The sequence below is a fragment of the Cytobacillus firmus DS1 genome, from assembly GCF_000565285.1.
Taxonomy (GTDB): Bacteria; Bacillota; Bacilli; order Bacillales; family Cytobacillaceae; genus Cytobacillus; species Cytobacillus firmus_A.
The window spans coordinates 54,916-69,517 of sequence record NZ_APVL01000014.1 but is presented as its reverse complement, the minus strand read 5'-3'; the positions used below and the strand labels follow the sequence as shown (position 1 = coordinate 69,517).

Genomic DNA, 14,602 nt, shown 5'->3' with positions numbered 1-14,602 from the left:
AGTTAGAAACAAATAAGACAGGGCATGTTTTTTCTCTATGGGGGAAAGCTAATTTTAGCTTTTCCAAAGGAGGTTGTAATCATGCCGCAAAAAGGAATGAGCAAAAAACTCAGGCAGGCAGTCCAGCATGCCAATGAGACAAATCCGTCTTCCAGAGCTAATACCGAGCCTAATACATCCAAAACAGTCAAAACAAAAAGTAATCGATAAGCGGAGGGACTTAATATGGGCAAAAAGCACCGCAACCGTATAAATTCACCCAAGAAGAATAATCATATTCCTGCTGAAGCCATTGTTGCAGAGCAGGAAGCTCATGGCAAGGAATTCACAGCCAACAAACGCAAAAACAGTCCGGGATCACACATAACCGATTAATAAAAATAAACAGGAGAGCTGTTATGCCCTCCTGTTTTCTCAATTATCTAATATGTATCCTATTAACTTCTTCCCAGCCGCCCGGCTTTAGCTGATAATAAAATTGCCCTCTTCTTCCTTCATCAATATAGAGTATATCTCCTGTGGAAATAAATCGGCCATCAAAATCTCCGGGGATCCGGTCATGCACATTAAACTTTCTAAAAACTGATTCAAGACATTCCTCATGAGTTAAAGCTTCGACATTTAGGCGATATACTTGCTGAAAGCCTTTTTTGCCCCTGAATTCAGGTGTTTGAAAGATCGTAACATCATACTCTCTTCTTTTGATTCTTGTTAATTCCTTCAGCATATGGCATCCCCCTCTTATTCCCAGCATCCGCTATTTTTGGCTGACTCTAATACACCAAACATCCTTATGACGTTTGTTCTGACAGTTGCCTAAAACTCCGTGAACCACTTTTTATTACTGTTTAATTAGCTTTTTTTCTTGTCGTTTCCTCCATCAAAAAAGTACTATTTTTGTCGATTAACGGTTTTTTTTGCTAGGAAAACGCTTTCAAAATTGTTTATTCTGCATATTATGTATAAAACTTTTACCTGGAGGTGATGAATTTGCTGGTATCTAAAAAGCCTGTTTTGCTTTCAATCCTAATCGGAATGTTATTAATGACTATTTCTTATTTTTTTCAGCCTCTCATGCCATTTAAGTCTATCGCACATAGAGGCGCATCGGCACTTGCACCGGAAAACACGCTTGCATCGTTTGAAAAAGCTATTGAAATGGGTTTTGACTTTATCGAGTTAGATGTAAGGCTGAGCAAGGATAAACAGCTGGTTGTTATTCATGACGCTAATGTTTTGCGCACTACCGACGGTGAGGGGCTAATTGAGGATTTGACGGTTAAAGACATAAAAAAACTGGATGCAGGCTCCTGGTTTTCCCCTGCGTATGCCGGTGAAAAAATTCCTTTATTGACTGAAGTATTACAACAAGTCAGTGGAAAAATAGGAATTATAATTGAAATGAAATCACCTGAAAATCAGCCTGGCATGACAGAAATTCTCGCAGACACCCTAAACTCTTACAAACCCGACAGTGAGATAAAAGTCCAATCTTTTCATATTAATGAAATGAAAAAATTTCACGAGCTGGCTCCCAAGATTCCTGCAGGCCTGCTGCTGAGCAAACACCTGGATTTGTTTCATTTGGCATCCTACCGCGATTTTGCCTCTTTTCTATCTGTTCACCATCTTCTGCTTTCCAAGTCCTTCATTAATCAAGCTGAATTATTCGGTTATGAAATCTACTCGTGGACCATCAGCAAACAATACCAATTTGCAGACATGCAGAGGCTTGGTGTTCACGGCATTATTTCCGATGACGAGAAGCGAATCCCCGATTCAATCATGTACGCTTTCATTACCCCCTTTTTAAAAGGACAGGATTTAATTAAAACACTTCTGGCATAACAGCTATAACGTTTCACTGCAACAGCCAAAGAAAAAACGATGGACATCACCCATCGTTTTCGCATAAACTAAGCATATTTTGCAATGACCGACTGAAGCTTTTGCTGCATATAAGGAATATCTGCATTTGTAACAGTGAAACGGACAAATGTTTCATCCATTTCAAGTGCTTCTGCCAGGAATCCGCCTAATCCTCTCGCTTTACGGTCTACTTGCATCATAACCTCAGTCGCACCGTTTGACTGTGGATAAAATACAATTTCCAGTTCATCAAGCTTTCCTCTGAAAGGACCGGAGACTGGAACAAATTCAAACTCCTGGATAAACGGCAGCCTACTGCGAAGGCGGTGCGGAGCCTGTTCACATTCTGCTTCCCGCAAACGGAATCCCATACTTGAAACAGCGTTCAATACAGAGTCCATAAGCGGGGTTGCAATTATACGAATATAATCCTTATCAGCAGGATCCACCGCGTTTTTAATATCCAGTCCTGTCGCCACCCATATTTTCGTTTTGCCAAAAGACAAAGGTGTGTCAGCCGGAAGGTTAAAGGTAAAAGGAATTTCCTTTCGTTCATTCGCAGCCAGGGTAAAGGATTGAGCGAGTCTGAAACGGTCAATCAGACCGGAGACAGTATATTTTTTATCATCTGATTCTTTAATGTAAGTCGTATTCAATGAAAGGTAAATATCATCAATTTTCTGTTCGGTGCTGCCCCCTGTAATCTCAACCACGCCTCTGATGGCTTCGCCAGGTACTGCTGAATCCTTCTCAAGTTTCGTATCCACTTTTGCTGATCCAATTCCCACACTTGCCAGGACCTTATTAAAAAATGACATATGCTTCTCTCCCTGTTTCTTTTTATATTTTTAGTTCTTTACTAATGGAAGATTTACCTTCCTGCATGCCGATTTTTTTACTCAATCGGTTGTATAATAAGCAAAGCACTTATTTCACTTAGATATACGTACTTATTAACAAGAAGGTTTCATTTTAAGAGGAGGCAGCAAATATTTTTTTTGAAATTGCTGCATTCGCTGTGTACACACTAAAATGCTGCACGGTTTGTAATACAGTGTTTCAAAATATGTATAAATGTTCCAGCCGCTCCGCAAAAAAATGACGAGCACCTTTCCTCGTCATTTTTCTATATCAGTCATCTTCAATTTCTTCATCAATGATGCACTTTTGAAGCAGGTATTCAAACGTGATATCTGCAAGTTCATCCAATTCTCCTTCAGTAGGCACATATCCCCTTTTTGCCAGCTCATGAAAGAAAAACTCAGCAATTTCTTCTGTATCTATTACGACTTCTATTTCCTTCACAGCAACGCCCCCTTTGTACAAAATGTATGAAGCACTGCCTGGATTCATGCAGAACAACTTTCAGAAAAGCCATATTCTTTATTTTATTTTAGATGCATTTTTCTTCGGTTAGGACATACATATAGGATAAACAGCCAGCAGGAATCCATTTTATACAAATAGAGGAGGCAGCGACATGTCAAGTATATCCAGACTAGCCCTGCTAATTAAAGATGATGTCAATCGTGAAGAAAGCTCTATTTTAAATCTTTATAGCAATCTATTAGATGCCTGGTTTAAGCTCGTCATATGGTTTGGCATTCCATTCTTACTGTATCTCCTGGTCACCTGGCTCTAAAAAGTGCTAAGAGTTTTGTGCCTGCTTTTTACACAGTGCTCTTATCATCATTGTTGGCAATATGCTTCAGCTTTCTGAGTATAACCCGCATGATATGCTTATACTCATCATCCTGAAACATTTCATAAAGAATACGATAATCATTGTATATATCAAGCAAACCATCAATAAGCACTTTTCTTTCTTTTATCCCTTCAAGCAATTCCTTTTCTGCCCTGCGGAAAGAATGTGCCGTTTCCCTTAATTCAGGAAGCTTTTCTTTTTTATTAATCATATAGAGGAGCCCCAGCTTTTGAATAAATGCATCAGCACTTTCAGCATCCGCAACGAGTGTCAGCTCTTCTTCCCCTGCTTCCAGCCATTCCCCGTCATTAATTCTTGAAAGCTCATAAATAACATCTTCCCATGCATCTTCTTTGTATCTCCAAATTTCCGTCCTGAAGCCTACGATTTTGAAAAGATCCGAACCATACCCCTTGACTTGGACCAGGTCGCCAAAAAAGTATTTATATTCGATGTCAATATGCTCCTTTTCCATAATCTCACCTTCATACTCAGACAGCATTTGAAGGCTGGATTCCATATATAGACCTTCACTTTTATTGACTTCATAGACGTACATATCATCTAGCCACTTTACATCTGTTACTTTTCCGACTGTACCATAAATAGTGATCACGACTGTATCACCGATTTTGTACTTTGGTTTTTTCTTTTTGCTCATTTCCTCCATCCTCTCAATGACTGAGTCGTGAGTAGTGAATACAATAGTATATGCACTTTTTATGAAAATCGTCCGTACGTTCATCACAAACAGCCATCTCAAAATAAAAAACACTCCTATGGCGGAGTGTTTCAAAGTGTTCATTCAGCTTTCTGAGAGTATATACAATTGCCAGGCTTCATCGAAAATAGACATGGTCTCCAGATAGCTTCCGTTCAGTTCAAGGTAAGAGCTTACCTCATCATAATCATAAGCTGTTTTCGGAAAGCTGTGATCCTGATATGCGTCATTGGCAAAACGGCTGATGTTATCCTTTGGTGAAGGATGCCTGTATTTCATTAAAAAGTGATAGAAAGTTTTTGACATACTAACGCCTTCCCTTTCATTCTGTCGTTCATTAATTTATTTTATACTATAATCGAATTGTGCTAAGCCCGTCTACTAATACATATTAAAAACAGCCCGCATATCTCTGCGGGCTGCCCTTTTCCTCACTTATCATAGGAAGAGAAATCAAAATAATTTCGCTTCAGCAGCCTTGGCTGCTCCATCAATTTTTCATAATTTATTTCTTTTCCGATCTTTTTCACATCAATCAAAAATAGCTGGTCCTCAATCGACTTAACAAGTTCTTCTGTCTGGTAAACCATATCACAATCCCTGCAGGAAATGGAAGGTGTATCATTTATTTGGATGGCCCTTGTTCCATCAGGAAGCTCCCAATAAACCGTTTCGCTGCTTTCATTTATATTTTGGCTTTCACACCAGGCACATTTATTTCCCATTCCTGTCCTCCTATTCCTTGGAAGCCGCAGCTTCTGAACCCGCTTCTGCTGCAGGACTCTGCTTTGTCTGCTGGGCATTGTATTTCTTTTCCTTTAATTCATCCCGTTTCCCCCGCTTATCTTTCAAAGAACTGTGCTCTGGGTCGCTGTCATATTTTACGCGGCGATTCAGTCTTGCCAGACCTTCAGGCACCAGGTTGAACTGCTGGTCATTCATCAGCGCGGCAATGCCCACATTTGATTTTTTCTCTTCCATATCAGGATAAATTTCTTTAAAGTAGCCTTCTGCTCGGCCTGGAACATAGTTTTCAGGCTCAGGATAAGTGGTGATTACACCTTCGAAATTGCGGAGGACCACTTTGTCAGCACTTTGCGAGATTAAATAATTCGGCTGCAGTGAAATCTTTCCGCCTCCGCCAGGCGCATCGACCACAAAGGTCGGGACAGCATAACCGGATGTATGTCCCCTTAGCCCTTCAATAATTTCAAGCCCTTTCGAAACCGGAGCCCGGAAATGGCCAATGCCTTCAGAAAGATCACATTGGTAAATATAATAAGGACGGACCCGGATTTTAACAAGGTCATGCATCAGTCTTTTCATAATTGGAACGCTGTCGTTTATGCCTGCCAAAATAACTGATTGATTACCCACGGGCACACCGGCATTTGCCAGCATCTCACATGCTCTCTTGGAATCTTCGGTAATTTCAATGGAAGTGTTAAAATGTGTATTCAGCCACACTGGATGATACTTTTTCAGGATATTGCATAAATTCTCGGTGATCCGCTGGGGAAATACAACAGGAGCCCTCGTGCCAATCCTGATGATTTCAACATGATCGATTTCACGCAAATTTTTCAGGATGTATTCAAGAATGTTGTCATTGATCAAAAGTCCATCTCCGCCAGAAATGAGAACATCTCTAACCTGAGGAGCACTCCTTATATAGCTGATTGCCGCATCCAGCTGTTTTTTCGGTACACCCATGCCAATTTGTCCGGAAAATCTTCTTCTTGTACAATACCGGCAATACATGGAACATTGATTTGTTACCAAAAATAAGACCCGATCAGGGTAGCGGTGCGTTAATCCCGGAACTGGGGCGTCTTCATCCTCGTGCAGCGGATCTTCAAGGTCATATTTAGTTTTATAGATTTCATTTGAAATAGGGACGGATTGCATCCTCACCGGACACCGCGGGTCATCCGGATTCATAAGTGAAGCATAATAAGGTGTAATATTTAAAGGGATGGTTTTTGCGGAAATTCTGACTCCTTCCTCCTCTTCAGGTGTAAGATTAATCACCTTTTTCAAATCATCAACTGTCCGAATGGTGTTCGTCAGCTGCCAGAGCCAGTCATTCCATTGTTCTTCTGTGACATCCTTCCATAGTTCAATATCTTTCCAATCCCGATCCGGCTTGTATAAAAAGTTCTTCATCTCGATTCCCCCTATATGAATTTCTATAAAACACATATTGCAAGTTTCGTGCCAATTCTGAATTTTTTTACTATAATATGTAATGCCTTCTGGATTGGCGATTGTTAGCATCTGATGAGGCATTTTCATTTCTTTTAAATGAAAAAAAATGCCGATTACTCGGCACTTTCATGAGTGTTACAGACTAGGACTCTGTTATTGATTTCAATATGATACTTTGTCAGTTTATATTGCAGCGTCTGACGTGGAACTTCCAATAGCTTTGCGGCTTTTTTGATATTTCCGTTTGTCTCTTGAAGAGCTTTTTCAATTAAAGCTTTTTCCTGCTTTTCCATACTCGCCTTTAATGGCTGAACTTTTAGTGAAGACTCCTGTTTATTCTTTAGAAGCTGCTGTTTCATTATAACTGGCAAATCCTCAGCTTTAAGAAAGTCCTCTTCACAGACATTCATCATGTATTCGATTGTATGCTTTAATTCCCTGACATTTCCCGGCCAATGATATTGTCTGAAAAAAGCCAGCACCTCATCCCCGATTCCAGCTAGGCTTTTGTGTAATACCTGATTAAATAGATTTATAAAATGATGTGCAAGAAACTCAATATCTTCCTTTCTCTCCTTAAGTGGCAGGAGCCCGAAAGTGAGAACATTTAAGCGGTAAAAAAGATCTTTTCTCATTTGGTTCTTCTCAAGTGCTTCCACTGGATGAATATTCATGGCTGCAATCACCCGTACATTGACCCGGGAGCTCTTCGGACTTCCTACTCTTCGGACAATGCCATCTTCTAGCACCCTCAGCAGTTTAGCCTGCAGCTCAATCGGCATGGCATGTATTTCATCGAGAAAGAGTGTCCCGCCATCGGCTAATTCAAAAAGCCCCGGCCGGTCTACCGCTCCTGTATAGCTTCCTTTCGCAGTCCCAAAAAGGATGCTTTCAAGCAAGGACTCCGGTATAGCCGCACAGTTCTGGGCAATAAATGGGCCTTCAGTTCTTGAGGAAGCATGATGAAGCCCCTGGACAAAGAGCTCCTTTCCGCACCCGCTTTCCCCAAACACAAGAATGGAAGAATCGGATTTTGCCAGTTTGGCTGCTTCCTTTTTAATATTTTTCATTTCCTTATTTATTGTGAGAAGGCTATCGAGTGTATACTGTACATTTTTGACAGCAGCTGTTTTTTTGACAGGCTGTTTTATTTTTTTGCGCAAATCAAGAAGGCTTTCAGAAAGAAGTTTCAATCTGGAATAGTCCTTGGCAATCTCGACAGCTCCCGCTACCTTCCCATTAACAGTTATAGGGAGAGTGGTATTGATGGTTTCTATTTGTGCACCATGGAGGTTTACATAGGACTGAGTCTGATTATAAATCGGTGTTTTTGTTTTCATAACTTTTAATAAAGTGCTTGTCTCTTCATCCAATGAGGGAAAGACTTTCAAAACAGGTTTTCCGATAACCTCGGAAACCTCCAGACCATCGTGTCTTGCAGCAATTTCATTATAAAAAATGGTAATTCCATTCAAATCCACTACATGTATTCCTTCATCAATGCCTTTTAATATGGCGGCCAGTACTTCTTTTGAAATGCTTTGAGTTTCAATCATTAAATCCCCCCTATTAATGTTTATGGCAGAGTGCCGAAATCTTGTCAGAATGGTGCCTAAAATCCGGCACTTCTTTTTGAGGATCCGTCAATCGGAATTGGCCAAATTCTTTACCCAGACATTCATATTTTCAAGTTTATCGAAAATATAGCAGTTGTTAAGAAGACGGCCCCGATAGGAATAGCCCAGCTGATGCAAAACCGCATTCATACCGAATGACAGTGCCCTGGCAATGGAGTAGGCACAAAATACACTCTGCGATTTTAAATCTTTTTCCAATTTTTCGAGGAGTATTTTCATTAAGCCATGTTTACGGTGGGTTGGGAGTGTCGCACAATCTGTCAATTCTGCGTTTTTATAAAAAAGATTGACCTCTGCTGAAGCAGCACTGACAAGGTCATCTTTATACTGAAATGCGTAATAAATGGTGCCCTCCCGGATTGTCTTTTTAATATATGAGGGATCATGGAGAGGTGTAGGATAGATCTTAAATACTTCACGGTATAGTTCGGCCAGTTTTACAGCATCCTCCTCCGTTATTTTTATTAGCTGATATTCAGAAGAAGGCATAATGACATCTGGGTTTCTTTCAAGTGAGGCTACATTTTTAACGATACTGTCTTCAGAGATCCAGTGTCCATTAGTTCTTCTTTCGTCAGAAAAATACTTGCAGAAAAAGTATTGATCAGAACCGCGGAAATACCCGTCAATAACTGCCTCGCACTGAAATCCCATCGCCAGCAGATCTATATAATTCTCAACTCTTCCCCTGAAAATTACTTTCTCATACTGGTGTTCTTTTGCCGTTTTCTCTGCTTCATTAACGGCATGTGCCAATTCCCCCGCATAATCGTCTACCCTTAAACGTTTATTGAAAGGATCAAGGTATAATTCGGCTACAAAGTTATCTTTTTTTATTTTTTTTACTGAAGCAGTAATATTCATTGCTAAGACCCCCTTCTATTAATAAAACTGCCCGGCCAAACGGCCAGGCATTATAGATGTATGAAGGAATACGGGCCAATTCAGCCATTTTTCCGGCCGAATCAGCAGTTTTACCGGCCAATTTAATTAAAATACCGGCCAAGAACAGCAATTCAAATTCCTTGCCTTCATCTTAGTCAATTTTAAAGCTGATCAGCTTCATCTCTGTCATTTCTTCAACAGCATATTTGATTCCTTCACGTCCCATTCCGCTCATTTTTACTCCGCCATATGGCATGTGGTCTACACGGAAGGTCGGGAAATCGTTCACCATTACCCCGCCGACATGAAGCTCTTTTGCTGCTTTGAAGGCTTTGTTCACATCATTGGTGAAAACACCTGCCTGAAGGCCAAAATCTGAATCATTCACAAGTGCCAGCGCCTCTTCAAAGCTGCTGAATGAATTAATATGAACAACTGGTGCAAATGCTTCCTCACAAGAAATTTTTTCAGATTTGTCAACATTCAGCAGCACGGTCGGATACAATGTATTCTCTGTCGCATTCCCGCCAAGAGCAAGCTCCGCTCCGCTTTCTACGGCACTCTTGATCCAGGTCTCTGCGCGTTCAGTGTCACTCCGGGAGATCATCGCTGAAATATCCGTATCCTCATTAAGCGGATCGCCGATTTTCAGCTTTTTGGCTTCCTCTACTAAACGCTCGGCAAATGTCTGGTACAGAGATTCATGCACATAGATGCGCTGCACGGAAATACATACCTGCCCCTGGAAGGCAAAAGCCCCGGCTGCGATACGCGGGACAATTTTCTCCACGTCTGCATTCTCATCCACAACAACTGCTGAATTCGAACCTAATTCAAGTGTTACTCTCTTCAAGCCTGCATGTTCGCGGATCTGCCTGCCTACTTCCGGGCTGCCTGTAAAAGTAATCATTGATATGCGTCCGTCGGCAACAAGTACATCCCCAACCGTTCCGCCGCTTCCGGTTACCACATTCAGCACTCCGGCAGGAAGTCCTGCTCTGTGGAAAATATCAGCAATTTTGTAGGCCGACATTGGCGTTTGAGATGCAGGCTTTAAAACAACCGTGTTGCCGGCCGCAATAGCCGGTCCCACTTTATGCGCAACCAGGTTCATAGGAAAATTGAATGGCGTGATGGCTCCGATAATCCCGAGAGGCTCCCGTACTGTATAGGAGACTCTGCCTTCGCCTCCCGGAGCCGCATCCATTGGGATTGTTTCTCCATAAAGTCTGCGCGCTTCCTGGGCAGCGAAGGTATATGTCATGATGGTGCGGTCAACTTCTCCTCTGGCAGCCTTTATCGGCTTTGAAGCTTCTAGCGCAATAATTTTTGCGCACTCCTCTTTTTCCTCCTTCATGATGGCGACCACATTTTCCAGTATTTCCGCCCGTTTATGGGCAGGCATATCAGCTATTACTTTTCTGGTTTGTTCTGCCGCATCAATTGCTGACTTCACATCGGAAGGAGCTGCCATGGCAACTTCTGCAATAACCTCCCCGCTATAAGGGCTCTTTAATGCTTTGTAATTCTCTGTTTCCTTGAACTTACCGCTAATCCATAAATGTTGTTTCAATGGAATTCCTCCTTATGTGCAGCATTCACCTATTACTTCTTCCAGTATGGAAAATCCTTCATCAAGCTGTTCATTGGTTGTCACAAGCGGGCTGAGCAAACGAATAATATTGCCATATAAGCCGGCACTCATTATGATGAGGCCGCGCTTGTGTACCTTCGACAAGATTTCTTGAACGATTTCTTTATTTGGTTCCTTTGATTCCTGATCTTTAACAAATTCAATGGCACACATTGCTCCTAAAGAACGTACTTCACCCACTTGCTTATATTTTAAAGGAAAATCAGAAAACTTTTCAGTGAAAAGACTTCCGATTTCATTTGCTTTTTCTAATAATCCTTCTTCCTCAATCATCCGAATCACTTCTAATGCAGCTGCACAGCCTAGCGGACTGCCTCCATAAGTTCCGCCGATTTCACCAATATTTGGTGAATCCATTATGTCTGCTCTTCCAGTTACAGCACTGACCGGCAATCCGGCACCGATCGATTTAGACATGGTCATAAGATCCGGCACAATATCATAATGCTCCATGGCAAACATTTTGCCTGTCCTGCCAAATCCTGTCTGTACCTCATCAGCAATAAACAGGATTCCATGTTTTTCACAAAGCGCTTTAACACCTTTTATAAAATGGGAAGACGGCATAACAAAACCGCCTTCACCCTGAACAGGCTCCATAATGACAGCAGCGACTTCTTCAGGCGGCACCTCGCTCAGAAAAAACGTTTCAAATCTTTTAAGCAGGGCATTATCATGGTCTTTATCCTTTAGGCCTTCGCTGCGGTAATAATAAGGATAAGGCCATTTATACGTTTCCGGCGCAAATGGCCCGAATTCATATTTATATGGTTTTACCTTGCTCGTTAAGCTCATGGACATATAGGTCCGGCCATGGAATCCCCTTTCAAATGATATAATTCCTTTTCTGCCTGTATATTTCCTTGCTATTTTAACCGCATTTTCCACTGCCTCTGCTCCGGTGCTTAAAAAGAAGGTTTTTTTGCTGTGATTGCCGGGTGTAATGCTGTTGAGTTTCTCTGCCAGCTTGATATAAGGCTCATACATCATGACATGGAAGCATGGGTGAAGATATTGGTCAATTTGGGCATGGAGCGCTTCAACAACCCTTGGCGGACAGTGTCCAACATTCAGTGTCCCAATTGCCCCCGCAAAATCAAGAAAAGTATTCCCATCTATATCTGTCAGAAGTGCTCCATCCCCTTTAGCCGCAAATGTCTGCATCGTGTTAAAGGGCCCCTTTGGGACATTCTGCTCTTTTTTAGCCAATAACTCCTTCGCTTTTGGTCCCGGCAGCTCTGTTCTTATATTAATTGATCCCATCCTTATTTCCCCTCTCCCTGATTAGTGCTGCACCATTCCAATATGGCCAGAGCAATAATTTCAGCCGCATCAAAAACTTCCTCTAAGGAAATAAATTCGTTAACATCATGTGCGGCTTCCGTTACACCTGGGCCGAATACAACAACAGGCGTATTTCCTACTTTGGATAATATGCCTCCATCCGTGCCCCATGGTGATGCCTCAACTGCCGGCTGTTTTCCCTTTACAGTTTCAAAGGATTCCGATAATACAGCCATTAAAGGATGATCCTGCTCCAGATCTCCAGGCAGCCAGCGTCCTCCAAACCATTCAACTTGAGGAGGATTCTTTTTAAGCCACGGATCATTTTGTGCTGCTTCCTTCAGGCAATCTTCCAGCTCTTTTTCGGCCGATTTCATCTCTTCATCCGGCGCTACCCCCATCCTTCCCTCTATAACAGCAATATCCGGTACGGAAGATGGCCACTCTCCGCTGTATATTTTTCCGATATTAATAGGAATCGGAATAGGGATTTTTGAATAGAGAGGGTCTTCAATGTTAAGGTTCCTTAACTTCTCAAGCTCCTGAAGCTTTGTCATCACATACATTGCTTTTTCGATGGCATTGACGCCCTCATAGCGGGTTCCGCCATGAGCTGAACGCCCTTTTACTGATATCCGAAACCACATCGAGCCCTGCTGTTTTGGAAATAGTTTCATATTTGTCGGTTCGGGAATGATTGCCCCATCCGCTGAATATCCCCTGAGGACTGCTGCCAATGTACCCGCCCCGCCGCTTTCTTCTTCTATGACACTTTGAAAAATCACATCGCCTTTAAGCTTGATTCCAATCGCAATAATGGCTTCCATGGCAAGCAGGAGCGAAACGGTACCGCCTTTCATATCGGTCGAACCACGGCCAAATAACTTTCCATCTTCAATTCTGCCGCTAAATGGATCATGTTCCCAATCATTTCGGTCTCCCTCCGGAACGACATCAATATGGCCATTGAGGATGATCGACCTTCCTCCGCCTGTTCCTTTCAAAACAGCCACCACATTGGGATTTCCGGAAAAATCCTTTCTATCCGAACAAAATGCAGGATGCTTAATCAATTGTTCCTTGCCGATTTCCCAAATATCAAGGGTTAGTCCAAGTTTGCGGCATTTTTCAATGATGACAGCCTGTGCACTGCTTTCATTTCCGCGGATGCTCCCTTCCTGGACAAGCTGCTGAAGAAGTCTTGTTCCTCTTTGCTTATTTTCTTCCAGCCATTGTTTAATTTTTGCATGAGCATTCATATTCTCACTCCTTTTTTGAGACCAAAGCAAATAAATCTATCAATTAATCACTCTCACATTTTCAGCAATTGTAAAACTACAGCCGGTCTTTGCCCTTACTTCATTAATAGAGTGCGGCACAAACAAGTCAGTCAGTGTGATTCCGTGAGCTGATATTTGAAAGACAGCCATATCTGTAATAATCATGTCTACACAGCGTGCTGATGTAAGAGGCAGGGTGCACTCGTCCACAATTTTTGGGTTGCCGTATTTGTCAGTCTGGTTCATAAGGACAATGACTTTTTTTGCTTTTTGGGCAAGCTCCATTGCACCGCCCATGCCAGGAACTTTCTTTCCCGGTACAATCCAATTGGCCAGATCCCCTTTTCCGCTTACCTCCAGGGAGCCAAGAATCGTCATATCAACTCTTCCTCTGCGTATCATCCCGAATGCAATGGTGCTGTCGCAATATGAAGCACCTTTTACAATGGAAACCGGAAAGCCTCCTGCATTACAGAGATTCTCATCTTCCTTCCCTTTCTCCGGACTTGGCCCCATACCTGTAATGCCATTTTCCGCATGAAACATTACGTTTGTCCCGGCAGGCAAATGATTGGGCACAAACGATGGGATTCCAATTCCGAGATTTACAATCATTCCATTCTTTATTTCCTCCGCAGCACGTTTGGCAATACGATTTCTAATTTCTACTCCCATGCCCATTTCCAATTCACTCCTTTCGAAGGAACGATATAATTAACGAAAACGCCAGGTGTTATAATTTCATCAGGATCCAGGCTGCCAAGCGGGACAATTTCCTCCACTTCCGCAATGGTCATATCACCAGCCATGGCGACAAGCGGGTTTGTGTTTCTGGCACTTTTGTCAAAAATTAAGTTCCCGTAAGGATCAGCTTTCTTAGCAAATACAATCGATATATCTGCAGTCAGTGCCGTCTCGACAAGATACTTTTTTCCGCCCACGCTGCAAGTTTGCTTATTGCCGGTCACAATGTCGTTATCAAGGCCAATGTCGGAAAGGATGGCAGGTATGCCGACTCCGCCTGCACGTATTCTTTCTGCCAATATCCCTTGGGGTGAAAATTCCACTTCCATCTTTCCATCTGTCATTAGTTGGCCGGCAACGGGATTTGAGCCAATATGAGAAGCAATCATTTTTCTTGCCCTTCCCTGGCTTACCACCTTACCGATCCCAATATGGGGAAAGCCTGAATCATTTCCAATGAGCGTTAAATCTTTGAACCCATTATCCAGAATTCCGTCGATAAGGGATGGAGGAGTGCCAATACCGCCGAAGCCGCCAAACATAATGATCATGCCGTCCCGAAAATGCTTCATTGCGTCATCAAGTTCAATGATTTTATTAAAGGTGTTCTCCATT

Annotated in this window: 18 protein-coding genes; 4 read left to right on the top strand and 14 right to left on the bottom strand. The window is 42.2% G+C overall.

Annotated elements, in window-relative coordinates; translation table 11 throughout:
• Positions 1 to 81 precede the first annotated feature (81 nt).
• Together PBF_RS27060 and PBF_RS26570 are read left to right on the top strand one after the other, a co-directional pair.
• Positions 82 to 210: a hypothetical protein gene (locus PBF_RS27060; RefSeq protein ID WP_268745125.1), complete on the top strand. Its 129-nt coding sequence runs from the start codon at positions 82 to 84 to the stop codon at positions 208 to 210.
• 15 nt (positions 211 to 225) lie between these two features.
• Positions 226 to 375: a hypothetical protein gene (locus PBF_RS26570; protein ID WP_200870062.1), complete on the top strand. Its 150-nt coding sequence runs from the start codon at positions 226 to 228 to the stop codon at positions 373 to 375.
• A 43-nt stretch (positions 376 to 418) separates the two neighbouring features.
• Here the strand turns inward: PBF_RS26570 and PBF_RS17550 are convergent, their stop codons facing one another.
• Positions 419 to 727, bottom strand: coding sequence for a YodL domain-containing protein (locus PBF_RS17550; RefSeq protein ID WP_035331460.1), 309 nt, complete (start codon positions 725 to 727; stop codon positions 419 to 421).
• A 263-nt stretch (positions 728 to 990) separates the two neighbouring features.
• Between PBF_RS17550 and PBF_RS17545 the strand changes: the two genes are divergently transcribed.
• Entirely contained in the window at positions 991 to 1,848 is an 858-nt protein-coding gene (locus PBF_RS17545; protein WP_235192285.1) for a glycerophosphodiester phosphodiesterase, read from the top strand.
• Between the two features lie 68 nt (positions 1,849 to 1,916).
• Here PBF_RS17545 and PBF_RS17540 read toward each other — a convergent pair whose 3' ends face one another.
• Entirely contained in the window at positions 1,917 to 2,687 is a 771-nt protein-coding gene (locus PBF_RS17540; RefSeq protein ID WP_035331458.1) for a sporulation protein, read from the bottom strand.
• A 313-nt stretch (positions 2,688 to 3,000) separates the two neighbouring features.
• A complete protein-coding gene (locus tag PBF_RS25225) occupies positions 3,001 to 3,174 on the bottom strand; it encodes a YozD family protein (RefSeq protein ID WP_009332582.1) in 174 nt (57 codons plus the stop codon).
• Between the two features lie 175 nt (positions 3,175 to 3,349).
• Between PBF_RS25225 and PBF_RS26195 the strand changes: the two genes are divergently transcribed.
• Positions 3,350 to 3,511, top strand: a complete 162-nt coding sequence (locus tag PBF_RS26195) for a hypothetical protein (protein WP_160169268.1) — start codon at positions 3,350 to 3,352, stop codon at positions 3,509 to 3,511.
• Positions 3,512 to 3,539: 28 nt separating this feature from the next.
• On the opposite strand, the gene PBF_RS17535 is transcribed toward PBF_RS26195, so the two are convergent.
• The 11 genes from PBF_RS17535 to PBF_RS17480 all read right to left on the bottom strand — a co-directional run bounded on the left by PBF_RS17535 (position 3,540) and on the right by PBF_RS17480 (position 14,601).
• Complete coding sequence (locus tag PBF_RS17535) at positions 3,540 to 4,235, bottom strand: hypothetical protein (RefSeq protein WP_035331582.1); 696 nt, start codon at positions 4,233 to 4,235, stop codon at positions 3,540 to 3,542.
• A 144-nt stretch (positions 4,236 to 4,379) separates the two neighbouring features.
• On the bottom strand, positions 4,380 to 4,601 hold the full coding sequence (locus PBF_RS17530; protein WP_035331456.1) for a YozE family protein: 222 nt from the start codon (positions 4,599 to 4,601) through the stop codon (positions 4,380 to 4,382).
• Positions 4,602 to 4,726: 125 nt separating this feature from the next.
• Positions 4,727 to 5,020, bottom strand: a complete 294-nt coding sequence (locus PBF_RS17525; RefSeq protein WP_035331455.1) for a YokU family protein — start codon at positions 5,018 to 5,020, stop codon at positions 4,727 to 4,729.
• Positions 5,021 to 5,030: 10 nt separating this feature from the next.
• A complete protein-coding gene (gene ablA / locus PBF_RS17520; RefSeq protein ID WP_035331454.1) occupies positions 5,031 to 6,461 on the bottom strand; it encodes a lysine 2,3-aminomutase in 1,431 nt (476 codons plus the stop codon).
• A 155-nt stretch (positions 6,462 to 6,616) separates the two neighbouring features.
• Entirely contained in the window at positions 6,617 to 8,059 is a 1,443-nt protein-coding gene (locus tag PBF_RS17515) for a sigma-54 interaction domain-containing protein (RefSeq protein ID WP_035331452.1), read from the bottom strand.
• 87 nt (positions 8,060 to 8,146) lie between these two features.
• Positions 8,147 to 9,004: a putative beta-lysine N-acetyltransferase gene (ablB, locus tag PBF_RS17510; protein ID WP_035331449.1), complete on the bottom strand. Its 858-nt coding sequence runs from the start codon at positions 9,002 to 9,004 to the stop codon at positions 8,147 to 8,149.
• Between the two features lie 172 nt (positions 9,005 to 9,176).
• The gene (locus tag PBF_RS17500; RefSeq protein ID WP_035331444.1) at positions 9,177 to 10,598 is read right to left on the bottom strand and encodes an aldehyde dehydrogenase family protein; all 1,422 of its coding nucleotides are present in this window, start codon (positions 10,596 to 10,598) and stop codon (positions 9,177 to 9,179) included.
• 12 nt (positions 10,599 to 10,610) lie between these two features.
• Positions 10,611 to 11,942: a 4-aminobutyrate--2-oxoglutarate transaminase gene (gene gabT, locus PBF_RS17495; protein ID WP_035331442.1), complete on the bottom strand. Its 1,332-nt coding sequence runs from the start codon at positions 11,940 to 11,942 to the stop codon at positions 10,611 to 10,613.
• 2 nt (positions 11,943 to 11,944) lie between these two features.
• Positions 11,945 to 13,222 carry a peptidase gene (locus tag PBF_RS17490; RefSeq protein ID WP_035331436.1) on the bottom strand — a complete coding sequence of 426 codons (1,278 nt, stop codon included), beginning with the start codon at positions 13,220 to 13,222 and terminating at the stop codon, positions 11,945 to 11,947.
• Positions 13,223 to 13,261: 39 nt separating this feature from the next.
• A complete protein-coding gene (locus tag PBF_RS17485) occupies positions 13,262 to 13,924 on the bottom strand; it encodes a 3-oxoacid CoA-transferase subunit B (RefSeq protein ID WP_035331434.1) in 663 nt (220 codons plus the stop codon).
• A complete protein-coding gene (locus PBF_RS17480; RefSeq protein ID WP_035331432.1) occupies positions 13,909 to 14,601 on the bottom strand; it encodes a CoA transferase subunit A in 693 nt (230 codons plus the stop codon). The genes PBF_RS17485 and PBF_RS17480 overlap by 16 nt, the downstream gene beginning before the upstream one ends.
• Position 14,602 lies beyond the last annotated feature (1 nt).

Excerpts from the sequence above, each read along its gene's own strand:
- PBF_RS27060 (WP_268745125.1), top strand. The coding sequence starts at position 82 with ATGCCGCAAAAAGGAATGAGCAAAAAACTCAGGCAGGCAGTCCAGCAT.
- PBF_RS26570 (WP_200870062.1), top strand. The coding sequence starts at position 226 with ATGGGCAAAAAGCACCGCAACCGTATAAATTCACCCAAGAAGAATAAT.
- PBF_RS17550 (WP_035331460.1), bottom strand. The coding sequence starts at position 727 with ATGCTGAAGGAATTAACAAGAATCAAAAGAAGAGAGTATGATGTTACG.
- PBF_RS17540 (WP_035331458.1), bottom strand. The coding sequence starts at position 2,687 with ATGTCATTTTTTAATAAGGTCCTGGCAAGTGTGGGAATTGGATCAGCA.
- PBF_RS26195 (WP_160169268.1), top strand. The coding sequence starts at position 3,350 with ATGTCAAGTATATCCAGACTAGCCCTGCTAATTAAAGATGATGTCAAT.
- PBF_RS17535 (WP_035331582.1), bottom strand. The coding sequence starts at position 4,235 with ATGAGCAAAAAGAAAAAACCAAAGTACAAAATCGGTGATACAGTCGTG.
- PBF_RS17530 (WP_035331456.1), bottom strand. The coding sequence starts at position 4,601 with ATGTCAAAAACTTTCTATCACTTTTTAATGAAATACAGGCATCCTTCA.
- PBF_RS17525 (WP_035331455.1), bottom strand. The coding sequence starts at position 5,020 with ATGGGAAATAAATGTGCCTGGTGTGAAAGCCAAAATATAAATGAAAGC.
- ablA (WP_035331454.1), bottom strand. The coding sequence starts at position 6,461 with ATGAAGAACTTTTTATACAAGCCGGATCGGGATTGGAAAGATATTGAA.
- PBF_RS17515 (WP_035331452.1), bottom strand. The coding sequence starts at position 8,059 with ATGATTGAAACTCAAAGCATTTCAAAAGAAGTACTGGCCGCCATATTA.
- ablB (WP_035331449.1), bottom strand. The coding sequence starts at position 9,004 with ATGAATATTACTGCTTCAGTAAAAAAAATAAAAAAAGATAACTTTGTA.
- gabT (WP_035331442.1), bottom strand. The coding sequence starts at position 11,942 with ATGGGATCAATTAATATAAGAACAGAGCTGCCGGGACCAAAAGCGAAG.
- PBF_RS17490 (WP_035331436.1), bottom strand. The coding sequence starts at position 13,222 with ATGAATGCTCATGCAAAAATTAAACAATGGCTGGAAGAAAATAAGCAA.
- PBF_RS17485 (WP_035331434.1), bottom strand. The coding sequence starts at position 13,924 with ATGGGCATGGGAGTAGAAATTAGAAATCGTATTGCCAAACGTGCTGCG.
- PBF_RS17480 (WP_035331432.1), bottom strand. The coding sequence starts at position 14,601 with ATGGAGAACACCTTTAATAAAATCATTGAACTTGATGACGCAATGAAG.